Below are 18,865 nucleotides of genomic sequence, written 5' to 3' on the forward strand. Positions count from 1 at the left end.
ACAATTGCCAGTTTCTTGATAAGCTTTAATAGCTAAAAAATAGTGACACCATCGCTTAGACAGCAAATTCAATAGTCACCAACGATTAAAATTTTAGCTTAACAAATTTAAGACTTTAATTATACGATTCAAATAAACCTGGCGATCGCAGCTTAACTTCCACACTTTTTTTAGGGTGACGCATACTAACGGCGATAACACACCTGATATCATGTCCGGTTAATTAGTTATAATTCCCGTAATCTATCAGAAACCGGAAAACCCTCTTTCCCCCTGCTCCCTGCCCCCTGCCCCCAGCAAGAACTGCGGTCTTAATGATAAGTCTTTCACCGGACATGATATGACACCCATACCATATTTTTATTTGGAAAATAGCTTTTAAGGGTTTTTATCTCACTTTGATAAGGGAGGTTCAATAAAAGTAATTTTACAAAACAATGTGACAGTCGGCTCAACCTAGCCTGTATAAGATTTTGAAAGTAATTTCAGGCAATATTAGGCGCTGATGGGTTGTTGTTCAGATTCAATTAACTGATTATTCGGTACATCAAATCTAATAGTACTAGCCGCCCAGTCTTTGAAATCGGGTGCTAGCCAGACTAGCTTACGCAAAATTTCATCATTGACCCACAATACCAAGGGGAACTGAAACTGTTTCCGAAATTCATCTCGCATAATATTGGTACTAATAATCAGTTGATTAATTGCCACTACAGATTCTAAGCCCGTTACCATCAAAGCTTCGGGTTGAATAGTACCAATTTCACTTTTAATAGCTGTGTATAACTTGTCAACCGTAGGTGAAAGCAAAATTTCGTGGATATCTGCTGATGAAAATTCTGTTAACAAATTCAGCACTTGCTGCTGCCTTTGAACGCAGTTACAACACGCCAATAATAGTGAAAACTCTCCACCAGAAACCATCATCGCCCTTGCTAGTCTCTTAGTGGCTGCTGTGCTGCTAACTGTGCCGTTTTCTGAATTAGTTAAGCCGATCATTAAAAACACCCTTCTTTTGATTTTCAAACATATTCAGTGATTCTACCCTATTAATTTTTATTCAAAAGTGTTAATTGGGTAACTTTTATGACTTTTCTCTGTAATATTAAGCATTATATAACGAACAATCAGATGGTGCATTATCTCATATTCACAATTTAGGGATAATGTAAAGATAACATCAACACAATGTCAGTAACAGGGGACACGCGAAGAATTAACAATTGAATTCTCACTGGATTTTCATAGATTTTTGTATCTGCTAGCAATTAAGTAGTTTTTTAAAATATAGTAAAAAAGATACTCAGTAAAAGTCTAGCAGTAAATGTTAGCAAGTGGCAAAACTTATAGTAGTTTTCAAATGTACCCCTACTTAAACATTAGGTTTTCCATGTCACCCTTCTTTTGTGGTTATAACTTTTCTTCACGCTAACACCAGTTATCTACAGCAGTAAACCCCCTAGAGCAAGAGTTCACTGCGTCACTGTGTCTTCCCAACAAGCGATTTGGGGACGGATATTGAGTGTGGAGTAGTAAAATAGTCTTAGCCCAAGACGCAGAAATCTTATTGCATTAAAGCTAACTCATCCGTTTGATAGAACTGGAGATAAAAGATGTCGCTCCGTTAGTGGAGGACAGGGAATATTTAGCTTTCTAAGATCGATTTAGAACATTTGAACTATCACAACAAGTTTGGAATTTGCTCAATTGCTCCATTGTTTGAGGTTGATAGCCAATAACAAATGTATGTAAATATTTTTTATTTAATTTTTTGGAAACCAATTAGGAATATCACACCATGCTATTTAAAAATCGGAGGTTTGCGGGTCAAGTTTTGGCTCAGGAGTTAACCGCTTATGCTAATAACCCAGATGTTCTGGTATTAGGGCTACCAAGGGGTGGTATACCTGTTGCTTTTGAAGTTGCCAAAACGTTAAATGCTCCCTTAGATGTTTTAGTGGTGCGTAAATTGGGTGTGCCCGATCGAGAAGAACTAGCGATGGGAGCGATCGCTTCTGGGGGTGTGCGGATAGTCAATAAAAATATTATCAGCCTGGTGAAGATATCCGATGAAGTAATTGCCAGAGTGGCGGTGCAAGAAGAACGGGAGTTAGAGCGGCGGGAACGGCTTTATCGGGGAAATCGCCCCTTAAAAGATTTACAAGGACGCACAGTCATCTTGGTAGATGATGGTTTAGCCACGGGTGCAACGATGTGGGCTGCTGTTGTAACTGTGCGAAAACACCAACCTGCTCAGATTGCGATCGCTGTGCCTGTGGCTGCACCTGAAACTTGCCAAGAGTTAGAAACTGAGGTAGACGAAATCGTTTGCATCTCCAGACCCAGCCCTTTCCAGAGCGTTGGTCTTTGGTACGAAAGCTTTCCTCAAACTACCGATGAAGAAGTCCGCTACTTACTCGCAAAAGCGGCGAAGAACGGTGAAGCAATACCTCTTGGCACGTAGATTTGGTGTTTGGGAATGCCAAGATTCAGTTTCTGAGATGGACTCAACTCACCAACTGAAGTTTTAACAAGACAGAATTCAAACAATGTGATGATAGCGGTTCGGATTAGTAACGCTACCGGAACAAAAACATTGATCCAGTTACAAACTACTACAGGTCGGCGGAAATAAATCAACCATTCCAAATCAACGAAACCCTTATGCTGTATACATTTCTAATTTTTAATTTTTAATTTTTAATTCTGCTTTGCGGTACTAGTTGATATGGTTGAATAATGCTAAGTTCAGAATCAAACAGTACCCAATGTTTCATGACCCACACTTAATAACCCGTATTAATCAATATGTCTGAGATTCAAAACAAAGTGGTAATCATCACCGGAGCCAGCAGTGGTTTAGGTGAGGCAACTGCGAAGCGACTTGCTGCTAGTGGAGCCAAACTAATGCTGGCTGCTCGACGCGAAGATCGGCTGAAAGAATTGGTTGGAGCGATCGCTAAATCAGGAGGTACTGCAACCTATCAAGTAACGGATGTAGCAGATCGCGCCCAAGTGGAAGCCTTAGCGAAGGAAACTTTGAGTACATACAACCAGATCGACGTGCTAATCAATAATGCGGGATTGATGCCGCTTTCTCCCCTCGACCAAGTAAAGGTAGAGGAGTGGGATCGGATGATCGATGTGAACATTAAGGGCGTCCTCTATGGGATTGCTGCCGTGTTGCCAATTATGCGTCAGCAAAAGTCTGGTCACATCATTAACCTATCGTCCGTGGCTGGACATAAGGTGTTTGCGGGATCGGCCGTCTACTGTGCCACCAAGTACGCAGTGCGGGCGATCTCTGAAGGGCTGCGGCTAGAGTCAAACGGTGAAATCCGTTCGACTAATATCTCACCAGGAGCCGTTGCCACCGAGTTGGCTAACACGATTACCGATAAAGACACAGCAGCGGGAATTAATCAACTTTATGAGATCGCCATTGATGCAGATGCCATTGCTCGTGCGATCGCATATGCCATTGAACAGCCTAGTGATGTTGATGTGAATGAAATCATCATCCGTCCGACACGTCAACAACTTTAAATTTCGGCTTACAGAGCAAGCATTCGGCTCAGATAGCCAGACGATATCTTGAACATAATCGACCTTTCAAGTACTTCTGTTCTGGATGGACTTAAGAGCGATGTCTACGACAAGCCGCTTTGCGTCTACGCTTCTGGCCGTGATGGAAAGCTCCAACAACGTCGCCTGAAACCCTTATTCTTTGGTCAACTTTCAAAACTTTTCGGTCTACTGATAATCTGACTCGTCTACCTGGTATCGCTTTGGTACTCAGCCGTTATCCTGGCAAGATTTTCCCCTTCGTGCTGATGTGGCTGGGTTTCAAAATTTTGATGGACAGCGAATCCTATCGTCTTTTTCTAGCGAATACTTGAGAGTTAAGTTTTGTACCGTATTCAAATTCATTTAGGAAATAAAACAATCGCCCTCAAGAAAGCGATCGCTTTTGATCGGCCAGAGATGTCTTCAACATAACCGATCGCTGGGAATTCTCTACTAACTGTTTGCCACATTCCTTACAGCGATAACACTGTTTCCCCCGTCGATACCCGTTTTTGGATAACTGCTTCGATTGACAGCGGGGACATATCATTACTTTCATTACATTACTCAACCGATTGTCATCCATATATGGCTCTAAATATGAAACCATCAAGTCCTCAATCTGTTGAGTCAACTGTTTACGGTACTCCTCATCGGGGCTGCGAAGTGCCGCTAGCATAACCGCATTGCTACTATGCACACACACTTCTGCTAGTAAATTGTAATGTTCCTCCCTCAGTGTGGGATTTCGCTGCTTCAGCATATTCGCCATGAAGTTGATCGCCTCTTGGGTCATGCTTTCATCGATCGACTGAAAAATTTCGCGTGCCAGAAAAAACTGCACAAACACCACCCGCGATACTGGCTGTTCAAATAGTTTTGCAACAGTCGTTACAAGCGCATGAATCATTTGACGCAGTGGCAACTGGACAATTATAGGGATGTCTACCTGTGCCCACATAGCCTTCACCCGCTCAACATGGCGTAACTCCATCGCCTTGAAAATAGCAGCTTTGTCAGGGAAAAATTGATACAGAGAGCCGATCGCTGTCCCTGCTTTTGTTGCAATCTGATGAGTTGTTGCTGCTTCATAGCCCATTTGATCAAATACAGCAGCAGCAGCATCTAGAATTTTTTCAACTCGTTCCTTACCTCGCTGCTGTTTGGGTTGGTGGCGCAAGCTACTTGACGAATGTGAATATTTTGTCATATTTTGGAAATGCGACAAATCTTTCACAATTTTATCTTTAGTGGAGAATCCTATGCAATCTATGCTTCCTGGAGCGCCTTGGTTGTTAGCGCACAAGTCTATGCTGACAGTGAATCAACCTCGAAAAATTTCTTTGTATGGTGCTGACTATGTGATGTGGAAGGATACTGTTGGAGAGATCCATGCTTTACCCAACGCTTGCCCCCATCTGGGAGCGATGCTATCAGAAGGATGGTGCGAAGCCCAAAGCGATCGGACAAGTGCTATAGTCTGTCCGTTTCATGCCCTGAAGTTTGATGGATCGGGCTGCACTGTGTTGCCCGGATCGAGCAAGAAAACATTACCTCAACTGAAACCTTTAGAGCTAAAAATTCAAGGTGATTTCGTCTGGTCTTATGGGGAATACGAGCCAAAAATATCCATTCCTACTGTGCTGAATAAAATTGCAAACACCTACTACTTTGTTGGGCATACCGCAGATCGAAGTATTGAGACAGACTTACTAACTATGCTGCTGAATATGCACGACTACAATCATCAAAACGGCACTCACCGGGACTTATTTCGGATTACTGAGGTGGAATTTCATCAATTCATTGATAATGGGCATCACTCCCATGCGTTTTATGATATGCCCACGACCCCTTACAGTTTAGTGGAAAAGCTCAGAAAACCGGATTTATTTCTGCTACCCAACACTATTAAGGCCCATCTAGAAAATCATTTCCCATCCCTGGTGATTTTTCATGGAGAAATGCCGTTGGGTAAAGCGGCGCAGTGTCACATTTTTGTGCCAGAAACGGAGAATCGGACACGAACTTATATTTTGCTATTCGGTCAAGCCAAGCATCCTGCTTTTAAGGTTTTTGGCAACACTTATCTCAAGTTTGGCAAGGTCATAGTGGATCAAGATACTGATATTCTTGGAAAAATTTATCCAGATACACCTCAGAAAATTAAACTCAACAATGAAATAGGTATGGATTGGGTAAGACGTAATTTTGAAAGCTTCCCTAATGTAGTTTCACCTAACCTTTCAAAGTAAATTTCGAGAATATTTTCAGATGTTGCTACTTTACCTATAAATGCCTGAATGTAGTTGGCGATCCCATTTAAGCAGTCAGCCAAAGCTATCCGTAGTGGATCGTAAGGTCTAAAAGGCCACATTACTAAGGAAAGTAGCATCGCCCATCCACCTGCAATTAGATATAGCAGCGATCGCATGAGGCTGTGATTGGATCGGAAATCTGAGGAAATTACTTCGATTCATCTGAATTTTTTTGTTAATAAAACAAAATTTTTATCTAAATTATCTTAATATAATGATTGGCGACTACGTTTCACAAGTATATGTCCCAGAGATTTCTAAGAGTGTGGAACCGATTTTAGCTAAAGTACTGCTTTAGAGCATTTTCAGTTTCCTGGTTAAATAGAGGGGTGGGTTTTCTGCCCCTTTTTTTGCTCCTAGTATCGCCTGCGATAAGATCGAGAATAAATTCATGCTGTGTTTATGGCAACCCAACTCAGCCAAGCCAAATCACCAATAGAACTGGTAATCTCTTGGGAAGCCTTGCCCAAAGATTTTCAACTAGAGGATGAACCAGTGGAGAATACCGGTCAGCCACTTTTGGCTGGTGCTTTGCGTGAAAGCCTAGAAATTAGTGGATTCATCCAACCCCAGATGTTGATAGCTTCAAACTTTGGTCTTTGTGCCACTATCAACGAGCAATTTATTGCCAAAGCGCCAGACTGGGTTTATGTGCCGTCGGTTAATCAAGTGGTCGCTAACCGCAAAAGTTATACACCTAATTTAGAAGGAGATATTCCAGCGATCGCCATTGAGTTTTTATCCGATACTGAGGGTGGGGAATATTCAGTCAAGCGAACTTATCCACCAGGAAAATGGTTTTTCTACGAGCAAATTTTGCAGATTCCCATCTACGTTATTTTTGAACCTTATGGCGGTTTATTAGAATATTATCAACTGGAAAATAAGCGCTATGAGTTAAAGCAACCGGACGAAAATGGTCGTCATTGGATTGATGTAATGGGCTTATTTTTGGGAACTTGGCAAGGAACAAAAGAAGGTCGCACTGGGTATTGGTTGCGCTGGTGGGATCGAGATGGTAATTTGTTACCGTGGGCTGTAGAACAGATTGAACAAGAACGTCAACGCGCCGAACAAGAACGTCAACGCGCCGAACAAGAACGCCAACAGAAAGAACGACTGATTGCTTATTTGCAATCTCAGGGTATCGACCCGAATAACTTGCCCCCGTTTGAGTAGATGATTGGTCTTTGAAGACGCGATAAATCGCTACATCAGGGTATTGTGCTATAAAAATCCTAAATTATTTGCAAGAATATATAGCGGTTCTCGGTTGAGTGAGGTACACCCGTAGGGGCACGGCACTGCCGTGCCCTTACACTTCGCGATTAATCTTGTACCGCATCTGAATGGGAACCGCTATATACCTTGTTTCAACCTTCAACCATCTCCAAGAATTGCGCCTCGCTTAACTGCGTAATTCCCAGCGAAACTGCTTTTTCTAATTTGGAACCTGCATCTTCTCCTAACACTAAATAATCTGTTTTTTTACTCACTGAATCAGTTACCTTTCCCCCAGCTTTTTGAATCAAAGCCTTTGCTTCATCTCGCTTTAAGGTTGGCAATGTTCCCGTAATTACAAAAGTTTTACCTACGAACTTTTGATTGCCATCTCCAACTATTTTTGTTTCCTCTGGGGCAGTTAATTGCAATCCTTCTGCTTGTAAGCGTTCTATCAACTTTTGGTTAGCGTCAATCCGAAACCATTGGTATACTGATTGGGCAATTTCAGCACCAATACCGTAAATGCCTTCAATATCTGATTGCTTTGCCGTAGTTAACTGGTCTACAGCGAAATATTTCTGAGTCAACAATTGAGCATTTACACTGCCAACGTGACGGATACCTAAACCATACAATACTCTTGACCAAGGTTGATTTTTTGATTGAGCGATCGCATCGATCAACTTTTCTGCCGACTTTTTCCCCATCCTTTCCAATTCAGATAATTTCTCTGCTGTCAACTCATATAAATCGGCAACACAATCCACCAAACCTTTATCAACGAGTTGATATACCAGCTTTTCACCCATGCCTTTAATATCCAAAGCATCACGACTTACCCAATGTTCGATGGAACCTTTAAGAATCGCCGCGCAGGAAGCATTGACGCACCGAGTCACCGCCTCACCTGATTCTCGCACCACTAATTGACCGCAGACTGGGCAATGGGTAGGCATGACGAAGGGTTCGGTGTCAGCAGGACGGAGTTCTTTGATTATCCTCAGCACTTCTGGAATGATTTCCCCAGCTTTGCGGACAATGACAGTATCGCCAATGCGGATGTCTAATTGAGTAATGCGATCGCTATTATGTAAAGTGGCGCGGGAAACCGTTGTTCCGGCCAGTTGCACCGGGCGCATCTCTGCTAATGGCGTTAACGCCCCCGTTCGCCCCACATTTACAGCAATATTTTCCACACGAGTAGGTGCTTCTTCGGCTGGGTACTTCAAAGCGATCGCCCAACGGGGGAATTTTTGCGTAAACCCTAGCTGTTCCTGAAGTTTAAAAGAATTTAGCTTCACCACTACCCCATCAGTCATGTAGGGTAAATTCAGCCGTTCCGTGTCCCAATATTCATAATATTTTGCCACTTCTGCGATCGAGGCACAGAGTTTGTGGTTGGGGTTGACTCGAAAACCCATCTTTTCCAACAACTCCAAAGCTTCCCATTGGGTATTCGCAATACTGGTGTCATCTCTACCAGGAATGTGCAGGGTGTAGCCAAAGAAATCTAACCGCCGTTTAGCCACAATGCGAGAGTCTAGTTGCCTAAGTGTACCAGCTGCGGCATTGCGGGGATTGGCAAATAATTGTTCGCTTGCTTTTTGCCTTTCCTCGTTGATTTGTTTAAATACTTCCAACGGCAAAAACGCCTCGCCTCGCACTTCCACCCTTTCTAAAATTTCTAACCCTTCAAAATTCAAACGTAAGGGAATTGAGCGAATTGTCCGCACATTTTGAGTGATATCTTCACCCGTTACCCCATCACCCCTAGTTGTCCCTCTAACTAGAATGCCATTTTGGTAGGTAAGAGCCAAAGCAGAACCATCAATTTTAAGTTCAGTGACATATTCCACTGAATCTATTTTCGGTACTTGTCGCCGCCAACGCCGATCCCACCCTTGCAACTCATCAATATTGAATGCATTCTCCAGACTGTACAAGGGGATATTGTGCCGCACCGAGGTAAACTGTGTATGCCTAAGCTCACCCACGCGCTGAGTCGGACTATCGGGTGCTGTCAATTCTGGATATTGAGTTTCTAGTTGTTGCAATTCTCGATATAGTTGGTCATAGATGGCATCCTCCATGATTGGAGCATCTAGGACGTAATAAGCGAAGCTTGCTTGTTGCAATAACTGGCGCAATTCTTCTGTGCGCTTTACTTCCGGCTTAATCTGTGTCATTAGAATTCTTATAAAATATCTAGGATTAGGACTAACAAATCATACATTTGTACTATACAAAATTTTGGCTTTTGAGTCATATCAAAAGCTAAATAAGTTTTACCAAATCCCTCGCTACCCAATACTTGGATATGGCGATCGCATCGTCAACTTCAGTAGTACGCTTCCCCTGAGTACTAAGTATAATTCCACTGGTAAAAAATGTAGAGCGATCGCGAGTCATATGATGTTCGGTAAAAGACTTATCATTTAGAGCGCAGTTCTTGCTGGGGGCTCTTAGCTGGGGGAAAGAGGGTTTTAAGATTTTTGCATAGATGCCTGCAATAATAACTAATCAAGCGGACATGATATCAATGAATCGCTATATACAGTGTTTCAGGTAAATGAAGTACACAGGTAGGGGCACAGCCATGTTCCCTACGATTATCTGTACCTCACGCCTGTTGCAATCTGCTGTAAAAAAATGTAGAGACATAGCACTGCTACATCTCTACAAGGGTTATGAATAATGCATATTTAATTTCTACCAGAGTCTGTTAGAGAACTGGGTTGAGTAGCTGTAAATAGGCGAGATTATCTCTAGGGTAGGGCGATGTCCCACCCCAAATTGTTATCCAATTACCTCAGCAGTCTTCTTCTTATCCAACTTGAGAATCAACACTCCCAAAGGTGGCAAACATAAATCCAGGGAATAAGGACGACTTTGCAAAGACCAATCATCCGTCCATTTACCACCTAAGTTGCCCATGTTGCTACCGCCATACTGACGGGCATCACTATTAAACAACTCAGTATAAAATCCTTTTTGCGGTACACCGATGCGGTAGTGAGAATGGGGTTGTGGTGTAAAATTGCAAACGACGATCGCAAAATCATCAGAATCCTTGTCACGACGCATGAAGGCAACTACACTATGGCGGTTATCGCTACAGTCAATCCACTCAAACCCCGGTTCCGCAAAATCCTGGGTGTACAAAACTGGTTCAGAACGGTAAAGATAATTCAAATCGTGGAAAAACGTTTTTAACTGTTGGTGGGCTTCATGCTGCAATAAATGCCACTCCAAATCTGTCCAATCATTCCACTCCCTCCACTGCCCAAACTCCATGCTCATAAACATGGTTTTCTTGCCTGGGTGAGCAAACATATAGGTAAATAAACAACGCACATTAGCTAACTTCTGCCATGTATCCCCTGGCATTTTACCGATGATATTCCTCTTGCCATGTACCACTTCATCGTGGGACAAAGCCAGCATGAAATTCTCACTGTGGTTGTACCACATACTAAAGGTGATATTGTTTTGGTGGAACTGGCGGAACCAAGGGTCCATGCTGAAGTAATCCAGCATATCGTGCATCCAGCCCATATTCCACTTCAAGTTAAAACCCAGTCCGCCTGTATAAGTGGGCCAAGAGACCATTGGCCAGGAAGTAGATTCTTCCGCAATTGAGAGAATGCCAGGGAAATAGCTAAAGATAATGTGATTTACCTGACGTAGAAAATCTGCTGCTTCTAGGTTTTCTCTGCCACCGTACTGATTGGGCAGCCATTCCCCTGGTTCGCGGCAATAATCATTGTAGAGCATCGAGGCAACAGCATCGACACGAACCCCGTCAATGTGGTACTTGTCGAACCAGAAAAGAGCATTTGCTGCTAGGAAATTACTGACTTCATGGCGACCGTAATTGAACACTAAAGTACCCCATCCTTTATGTTCGCCTTTGCGGGGGTCAGCGTGTTCGTACAGGTGGCTACCATCAAAGAAAGCTAAACCATGTCCATCTTTGGGGAAGTGACCAGGAACCCAATCTACAATTACCCCTATATCATTTTCGTGACATTTGTCAATAAAATACATCAAATCTTCGGGTCTGCCAAAACGCGAGGTAGGGGCATAGTAACCAGTTACTTGATAACCCCAAGAACCATCAAAGGGATGCTCCGCAATGGGCAGCATTTCTATGTGGGTGTATCCTAACTCTTTGACATAAGGAATGAGTCGGTCAGCTAGTTCTCGGTAGGTAAGGAAGCGTGCGCCCGGCTTTAGTCCAGAAACGACAACTACAGGTTCCGTTTCACCATTGGGAAGTTTAGCAGGTTCTGCACTCGAAGCGTGTAACCATGAGCCTAAATGCACTTCGTAAACTGAAACTGGTTGAGTTAGGAGGTCAGTGTGACGCCGCTTTTCCATCCAGTCTTCATCACTCCAACTGTAAGCATCTAAATCAGTGACAATGGATGCCGTTTTTGGGCGAACTTCTTGCTGGAAACCGTAGGGATCGGATTTTTCGTAAATGTGTCCTTCAAAATTTTTGATTTCATATTTGTAATGCTCTCCCACACCGATTTCAGGAATAAATAATTCCCAAACTCCAGTGCGGCCTTTACGCATTTGGTTTTTACGTCCATCCCAGAGATTAAAATCTCCCAACAATGAAACATTACGAGCGTTAGGTGCCCAAACGGCAAAATAAACACCTTTAACGCCGTCTATTTCCGTGGGGTGCGCTCCCAGTTTTTCATATATCCGGTGATGGTTGCCTTCACCAAACAAATGCAAGTCAAAGTCTGTCAAGCGGGGAGAACGGAAAGCGTAAGGGTCATAGATGACACGCTCATGTTCTCCTTCTTTAATCCGTAACTGGTAGTTTGCCAGTTCGGCAGTTTCAATGGTGCATTCAAAAAAGTGAGGATGATGCACTGTTTGCATTGGGTATTCTTTGCGTTGTTCAGGAAGAACGACCCATGCTGCACTTGCATTTGGTAGGTAGGCCCGCACAGCCCAGACAGTTTTGCCGTCTTGCTCTATGGGATGAGAGCCTAGTATTTCAAAGGGATCGTTATGCTGATTCCAAACGATGCTGTTAACCTGTTCAGGGGCGATCGTGGTCATGGACATGAAGCTACCTAAGTAAAATAACGTGATTGACTAAATCTACTTTTTTAATATCTATATATATTCTTTACATTTATTTGCAATTTTGTCGCCACCGTTATCCTACATCAGAATGGGGGGTGGGGAATGGGGAATGGGGAATGGGGCATTGCACAGAGGATGAATGACTAATGACTAATGACCAATGACTAATGACCAATGACTAATGTATCAAAAATTTAAAAATGGGAAAAATTGAAGTAAGGTTTTACGTATACGAAGCAAGAAAATTTGTTCTCGAATTTTGGGGTCTAGCTTTGGTGGCGGGACTTCTTGCAGCTGGGCTTGCAATTGGACATACTCGGCAGCTGTTAGGAATCTTCCATCAATAGGCGATCGCGCTTCTATAATAATCTTTGTCCTTAATATTTCTTCTGGGATATCCTCTGGTGGCGGTAATGCTATTGCTGCCAATCTCCAATAGCTACTTAAGACAACCAAAGTTACAATAATTACAATTAAGGGCAGTAATTTTATAAACTTTCTCGTTTTAACTCTCCTCATCTCCTGAAATACGTTCATAACGCAGGATGAAAATCTGTTTTTCTCATGCCCAAATTTTCCCAATAAAAATCTGGCAATATCAAGGGAGATTACCAGGTCTTTCCTGATACGGAATAGACTACAGGAATGCTCAAGAACAATTGCCAGCGATCGCGATAAATTATTTTGCCCTCTCAAAACTCAGTAGTATAAGCAATTTTGAATGCCAAACGAGGGAAGTATCTTGTCTACAAAATAGTTTAGACTCACTCAACTTCCTTGGACTGGGAACAAGGTTTGATCGGGCGGGAATTTCAGGCGGACACTTGGTAGAGGATGTAACCCTCTTTACCAGTGTCCTCTACTTCCTGCTCTACTTAGTTGATATTTGAGCAAACTCTAGGCTCAGATAAACCAACATAAAAATGCGGTTTTTTCATGAACCTAATTAATTCGAGCTATGTAGTGAGGAACGCTGTGACTAAGTAGTTCTGGGCGTGATTTAAACTAAAGTTTAAGATGCCTTACTTAGGAGTCGCTGCGGGAGTCGCTGCGGGAGTAGTTGCGGGAGTCGCCGCGGGAGTCGTGGCAGGAGTAGACTTAACAGCAGGTGCATCAGTTGGTTCACCTGTGGCAGCTGGAGTAGCAGTACCAGCACCATCACCACCACCACCTTCACAGGCCCCAAGAATTGCAGCCAGACTTAACATTAGAGCAAAACCAAAGATTTTTGTTTTCATAACTCCTCTTTCACCAATTGTGGCTAGAACAATTTTTCGCCTGTTGAATACGATACCGTATTTATTGCTTTTTTTAAATTCTGCGAGATTACATACTTAAAAAAAACAATCCTTTGGGGTATTGTTTTTGGAATTACGTATCCTGATTAGTTTCTCTTAACTCAGGAGCAAAACGAAAATTACCAACTTATTTAGCAAATGGAGCTATGATAGCAAAAAATTTTATTTTTTTCACAGAGTATTGCATCTGGCTACCCGACGTTGCCATACTTTAGGGGCGATACCTAAAGGGTAAGCTGTCCAGTTTCTAATCGCTGATTGCAAACATTGCATATCTAGGGGATGCAAACATTGATACAGCTACCTATCAGAAAAGTTAAAAGGGTATAGTCTGTTATGTGTGCTTGTTGCACAGAAGGTGACTTTAACCTTAGCAAAACAGACAATCAAGACAATCAATCGAAAGTGCAGTATTTTCTATCTAAAAAAATTTAAAAATTTATGGTAGTTGCTCGTAAATCTACTGTTTCTACAAGGGGTAATTGGTTTCGGCGAGATTCTATCCTTTCTTTAGGGAGGCGACGCTCTGCGCGCATCGAATCAGCAGCACCGAGCACTTCTACACCACTATCATCTCAAAGACAACAGCGTATATCGAAAAATTTAGTGGTTTCTCCCACAAATGAGGCAGTTACAGCCAAATCGGTGAAAGAGTTGGGCAGACAACAATTAGTAAATCTTAATGAGCAGTTAAATGTGAACCAAAAGATTTCCGGGGAAGGTTTTCTTGGTCTTCCCACAATGCCTAATTCTGGAGTCGCACCTTTGTGGTTGCTGCGCTTATACACCTTTCATCGTTATTCGTCAGTTTTGGCATTCTTGTTAGTAGCATCGACACTTGCAGTTTATGCTTGGACAGTCTATTCTCAAGAGCTTTGGGGTCAGTCATATCGCAGACTGCAAAACCTCCAACGTCATGAACGGCTGCTAACGACAACCAACGCGACGCTGAAAAATAAAATGGCTAATGAAGCAGAACAACCAACAGCAGGGCTGGTATCGCCAACTCCTGAAGGGGTGATTTTCTTGCCTCCAGCATCTCAGAGTCCTAAGCCAGCATTGCCTAACACAACGCCAAATTCTGAAAAGCAACCGCAAACACTCTCGCCACTGGGATACTAATCACTAAGAGTCATTTGTCATTTGTCATTAGTCATTAGGGCTGAGACTTCTGGTTAATCACAAAAGGCAACAGACAAAGGACAAAGGACGAACCCAATGCAGAAGTCACCAAGCAGAACAAAATTCAGAAAGTTTCAGAATCCAGCATTCACAAGGCGACACAAGGGTGATAAACGAGGGCTTTTGGGAAAATTAGCCTCTAATATGCAAGACCAAACATCCAACACTAAGTCCCGACTGTTCATTGTCTGGGGCGTATTAATGGCATCAGGGTTGGGGTTGGCTATTAACTTGTATAATCTACAAATCGTCAAGGGGCCAAAGTTAACTGAGTATGCACGCAACCAGCAAATGGTGAATTTGCGACCTTTTATGCCCCGTCGCCCAGTAGTAGATCGCAATAGCGATCTGTTGGCTATTGACCGCCCTGTATATACTTTGTACGCTCACCCCAAGCTGTTTGATAAGTCTAATGAAGATATGGCAGAGCAACTTGCCCCAATTTTGGCAAAAGATACTGCTGAATTGGTGAAAACTTTTGAAAGCAAAAGAAGCGGAATTATCCTTGCGCCAGCCTTACCAGAAGAAATTATCGATCGCGTCATCTCTTTGCGCTTAAATGGCCTGGAATGGATTCAAAAATACTCCCGATTTTACCCGCCAGACGATTTGGTTGCCGATGTGGTGGGCTATGTGAATGTTGACCGTCGCGGTCAAGCTGGTGTGGAATACTCTCAAGAGAAGTTGCTAGAACGTCCTGTGCAAACGGTGCGGCTTAGTCGGTCAGGAAATGGGACCTTGATGCCGGATCGGGCACCTGAAGGTTTTTTGCATTTTGATGATTTGCGATTACAACTTACTATCGATAGCCGTCTGCAACGAATTGCTCGGATTGCGCTCAAACAACAGATGGAGAAGTTTGACGCTAAACGTGGGGCAGTAATTGTCATGGATGCATTGGATGGTTCCTTACTCGCCCTCGTTTCTCAGCCTACTTATAATCCTAATGAATACGCTAAAGCTAATATTTCACTATTTAAAAACTGGACGGTGGCGGATCTTTATGAACCGGGATCGACTTTTAAGCCTTTGAATGTGGCGATCGCTCTAGAAAATAACATCATCAAACCAGATGATATGTTTAATGACTCCGGTTCGATTCGAGTCGCTAATTACACCATTAAAAATGCCATGAATAATCGTAATGGGCGAATCAGCATCGCTCAGATTTTGCAATATTCCAGCAACATTGGCATGGTGCAAATTATCCAACGTTTAAAGCCTTCAATTTACTACAACTGGTTAGAACGATTGGGACTAGGACAAAAAGTTGATACAGATTTACCTTTTGAGGTTGGGGGACGGCTCAAAAGTCAAGAAGAATTTATCGCTTCCCCGATTGAAGCAGCTACTACTTCCTTTGGGCAAGGCTTTTCCATGACACCGTTACAGTTAGTGCAAATGCACGGTGCTCTAGCTAATGGCGGTAAGTTAGTTACACCCCATGTAGTTCGCGGGTTGATTGATAGCAAAGGACAGATGCATGATTCACCCACTCACACCATCCCCCGCCAAATTTTCTCAACTGCAACAACTCAAAAGGTTGTGGAAATGATGGAAACTGTTGTTACTCAAGGTAGCGGGAAGCCGGCACAAATTCCAGGATATCGCATTGCTGGTAAAACTGGTACAGCCCAAAAAGCTAGTCCCAATGGCGGCTACATCAAGGGTGCGAGAATGACCAGTTTCGTGGCTATTTTACCCGTGGAATCTCCTCGCTATGTAGTGTTCGCACTGGTGGATGAACCAAAAGGAGAAAGTGCTTATGGTTCTACTGTCGCCGCGCCAATTGTGAAGTCGGTGATCGAAGCACTGATTCCTCTTGAGCAGATTCCGCCCAGTAAGGCGGTTGAGCAACGGACGCAAGTGCCGTAGGGATTGGGGAGGCAGGGGAGGCAGGGGAGGCAGGGGAGGCAGGGGAGCAGAGGGGCAAAACTATTCCCCAATCTCCAATCCCCATTCCCCATTTCCCTTTCCTTTGAAAGTTAATCTTCCTTTATAACCAGGGAAAGATGTACAGAAAGCTACTTGTGTGAAAACTTAAGTATTAGAGGTGAAAGTAATTTCTCACTTTTCTTCCAAAGCTACCAAAGATTCCATGCAAAGCAATTTAGTTATATTTCCTAAAGCTGGGGCTGCAAAAAATAGCACGCAAACAGAAGAAAGAACAATTACCCAGTACGACCGTGCTGAGGAGCAATTTATAGAACTGCTAGCAATGGAGGATTTGGACAATCAACTGGATGTAAAACCTGCAAGAGCTAGTCAGTTTGAACTGTCGCTCTCTATGGCAATTGGCGCTGCTTATGGAAACGATCGCTCTGATGAACAGGCTCACCGTTTTCTCCAACGGATACTTTATCGAATTAATCGGCTAAAGCTGTTTTGGTACGACGATTTGCAGCATTATAACAATGAGCGATCGCTGTATTTATACTCCTGTCGCGACCAAATTGAAGCTGCTTGGCAACAGTGGGAATTGGCACAAATCGATGTGGCTGCATTGCAACAATTGGATGTAAAACAAGCTTTAATTGAGCGTGCATCTGCCGATTTAAATCCACCTTTGTCGGAGAATAGCCGCTACATTCGTGAGGAAATGACTGAAGCTGGCTATCGTCACTTGCTAGCGATCGGCTCCTTTGATGGTTTGGTTGAAGGTAGTCGTCTTTGCTACGTATTGGGTGGTGCTGCTAATGAAGTGCAGTGTACGCTGGTGCGAGTACTATTAGAAGAATACGGCAACGGTCGTTTATCCCGCAAGCACTCGACATTTTTTGCTCAAATGCTGGCTGAGTTTGGGATGAACACTGAACCAGAAGGATACTTCGATTTAGTGCCTTGGGAAGTCCTAGCTTGCGATAATCATAACTTTTTGACCACCGATCGCAAACGCTATTTTCTACGTTACAGTGGGGCGTTAACATATTTTGAGGTGGCTGGCCCTGCGGCTTACAAAAACTATCTGGCGGCAGCGCAACGCTTGGGACTCTCAGAGGCGGCGATGGGTTATTGGGAACTACACATCAGGGAAGATGAACGCCACGGTCGTTGGATGTTAGATGATGTAGCTTTGTCTTTGGCAGAACGGTATCCCAATGATGCGTGGGAACTCCTGCTTGGCTATGACCAGGAGAAACGAATGGGCGATCGCGCCGCTAGTGCTGTTATGCGATCTATACGCGAAGCAGAATAAGCCGCTCTACTCGCTTTGCTTAATCCAAAAAATTATAGATAGCAGGTTGTTCTTAGCGTTTTAATTCGACAGACATTTTAAGTCATTTTCTTGCTAATTCACCTGCAAATACATTTTTTTAGCAACCCTTTGCTAAAAGAACAGTTTTTATTGCCTCAATACAAGGTAATAAATAACCTCCTATTTATTAGATCGATTATACCATACACTTTGAAATGCAGTCAAATGAAAGATATCTTTTTTTGCCCTGAAGAATCTAATTTCTACTCCAACTGCTTAGAAAGCTTTGTAATCAGAAATTGTCAAAATTCTGAATCTATTGTGGAGTTTGGTTCAGGAGATGGCAGCCCTGTAATTAATACCTTATTGAGAAACAAGTTTGATGGAGTCATCCAGGGATTTGAATTAAATATTTCTGCATGGAAAGTCGCAAATTCAACCATTGATGAATACAATCTTACTAATAAATACATCATCCATAATTCATCTTTGTTTAATTCTTCTCAACCCGATGCTGAGTATCTTGTAGCCAATCCACCCTATCTTCCCGCACCAGATAATGATATTTATATGCCACTATTATTTGGGGGCGTAGATGGAGCTACAATTACCAACGAGCTTTTATCGTTAGGTTATGAAAATGTGTTGGTTTTAATATCTAGCTTTTCTAATCCAATAAATACATTGAATTTAGCAAAACAGAATGGTTATTATGTTCAAAACTTCATGGTGTTACCTTTGCAGTTTGGCTACTATAGTTCCGATCCCAAGGTAAAGAAGCATATCGAAAAACTCCAAAAAAATCAGATGGCATTTTATTCTGGTAATTATTATTTTTTAGCTGGAGTTTTATTTAAAAAATGCCAGGAGTCTGTAATTGATTTATCTAATCAATTAGCTCAAGTGATGACTAGTTTGTGAAAATCGAGAACAACTTAGCAGTGATGTCATCCTTTGCCTAAAGTACGATG

At 42.7% G+C, this 18,865-nt stretch carries 15 protein-coding genes; 8 read left to right on the forward strand and 7 right to left on the reverse strand.

The annotated features are described in order from the left end of the window. Nucleotides 1-495: 495 nt before the first annotated feature. A complete protein-coding gene (locus V7K41_RS14580) occupies nt 496-999 on the reverse strand; it encodes a hypothetical protein (RefSeq protein ID WP_334849190.1) in 504 nt (167 codons plus the stop codon). A 799-nt stretch (nt 1,000-1,798) separates the two neighbouring features. Here V7K41_RS14580 and V7K41_RS14585 point away from each other — a divergent pair. Both V7K41_RS14585 and V7K41_RS14590 read left to right on the forward strand, forming a co-directional pair. Then, nucleotides 1,799-2,464, forward strand: a complete 666-nt coding sequence (locus V7K41_RS14585) for a phosphoribosyltransferase (protein WP_334849191.1) — start codon at nt 1,799-1,801, stop codon at nt 2,462-2,464. 344 nt (nt 2,465-2,808) lie between these two features. Then, nucleotides 2,809-3,546 carry an SDR family oxidoreductase gene (locus tag V7K41_RS14590; protein WP_334849193.1) on the forward strand — a complete coding sequence of 246 codons (738 nt, stop codon included), beginning with the start codon at nt 2,809-2,811 and terminating at the stop codon, nt 3,544-3,546. 406 nt (nt 3,547-3,952) lie between these two features. On the opposite strand, the gene V7K41_RS14600 is transcribed toward V7K41_RS14590, so the two are convergent. Beyond that, complete coding sequence (locus V7K41_RS14600) at nt 3,953-4,777, reverse strand: TetR family transcriptional regulator (protein ID WP_442943192.1); 825 nt, start codon at nt 4,775-4,777, stop codon at nt 3,953-3,955. A 61-nt stretch (nt 4,778-4,838) separates the two neighbouring features. Here V7K41_RS14600 and V7K41_RS14605 point away from each other — a divergent pair, with 61 nt between their 5' ends. Together V7K41_RS14605 and V7K41_RS14610 are read left to right on the forward strand one after the other, a co-directional pair. Further along, nucleotides 4,839-5,822 (forward strand): Rieske 2Fe-2S domain-containing protein, encoded by a 984-nt coding sequence (locus V7K41_RS14605; protein WP_334849380.1) that lies wholly within the window; start codon nt 4,839-4,841, stop codon nt 5,820-5,822. Nucleotides 5,823-6,287: 465 nt separating this feature from the next. Then, a complete protein-coding gene (locus V7K41_RS14610; RefSeq protein WP_334849194.1) occupies nt 6,288-7,064 on the forward strand; it encodes a Uma2 family endonuclease in 777 nt (258 codons plus the stop codon). Nucleotides 7,065-7,258: 194 nt separating this feature from the next. Here V7K41_RS14610 and ligA read toward each other — a convergent pair whose 3' ends face one another. From ligA to V7K41_RS14635, 5 genes are all read right to left on the reverse strand, one after another. Further along, nucleotides 7,259-9,295, reverse strand: coding sequence for an NAD-dependent DNA ligase LigA (ligA, locus tag V7K41_RS14615; RefSeq protein WP_334849195.1), 2,037 nt, complete (start codon nt 9,293-9,295; stop codon nt 7,259-7,261). Between the two features lie 88 nt (nt 9,296-9,383). Beyond that, the gene (locus V7K41_RS14620; RefSeq protein ID WP_334849196.1) at nt 9,384-9,518 is read right to left on the reverse strand and encodes a hypothetical protein; all 135 of its coding nucleotides are present in this window, start codon (nt 9,516-9,518) and stop codon (nt 9,384-9,386) included. A 387-nt stretch (nt 9,519-9,905) separates the two neighbouring features. Next, nucleotides 9,906-12,197, reverse strand: a complete 2,292-nt coding sequence (glgB, locus tag V7K41_RS14625; RefSeq protein WP_334849197.1) for a 1,4-alpha-glucan branching enzyme — start codon at nt 12,195-12,197, stop codon at nt 9,906-9,908. Nucleotides 12,198-12,404: 207 nt separating this feature from the next. Beyond that, entirely contained in the window at nt 12,405-12,737 is a 333-nt protein-coding gene (locus tag V7K41_RS14630) for a hypothetical protein (RefSeq protein ID WP_334849382.1), read from the reverse strand. A 503-nt stretch (nt 12,738-13,240) separates the two neighbouring features. Beyond that, nucleotides 13,241-13,456, reverse strand: a complete 216-nt coding sequence (locus tag V7K41_RS14635) for a hypothetical protein (protein WP_334849198.1) — start codon at nt 13,454-13,456, stop codon at nt 13,241-13,243. Between the two features lie 501 nt (nt 13,457-13,957). On the opposite strand from V7K41_RS14635, the gene V7K41_RS14640 reads away from it, so the two are divergent. The 4 genes from V7K41_RS14640 (at nt 13,958) to V7K41_RS14655 (ending at nt 18,815) form a co-directional block, all read left to right on the forward strand. After that, nucleotides 13,958-14,638, forward strand: coding sequence for a hypothetical protein (locus V7K41_RS14640; RefSeq protein WP_334849200.1), 681 nt, complete (start codon nt 13,958-13,960; stop codon nt 14,636-14,638). Between the two features lie 96 nt (nt 14,639-14,734). Further along, a complete protein-coding gene (locus tag V7K41_RS14645) occupies nt 14,735-16,573 on the forward strand; it encodes a peptidoglycan D,D-transpeptidase FtsI family protein (RefSeq protein WP_334849201.1) in 1,839 nt (612 codons plus the stop codon). 223 nt (nt 16,574-16,796) lie between these two features. Next, nucleotides 16,797-17,894 (forward strand): iron-containing redox enzyme family protein, encoded by a 1,098-nt coding sequence (locus V7K41_RS14650; RefSeq protein ID WP_334849384.1) that lies wholly within the window; start codon nt 16,797-16,799, stop codon nt 17,892-17,894. A 225-nt stretch (nt 17,895-18,119) separates the two neighbouring features. Further along, nucleotides 18,120-18,815 carry an SAM-dependent methyltransferase gene (locus V7K41_RS14655; RefSeq protein WP_334849203.1) on the forward strand — a complete coding sequence of 232 codons (696 nt, stop codon included), beginning with the start codon at nt 18,120-18,122 and terminating at the stop codon, nt 18,813-18,815. Nucleotides 18,816-18,865: the final 50 nt, after the last annotated feature.

Source organism: Nostoc sp., assembly GCF_036917415.1.
GTDB lineage: Bacteria > Cyanobacteriota > Cyanobacteriia > Cyanobacteriales > Nostocaceae > Nostoc.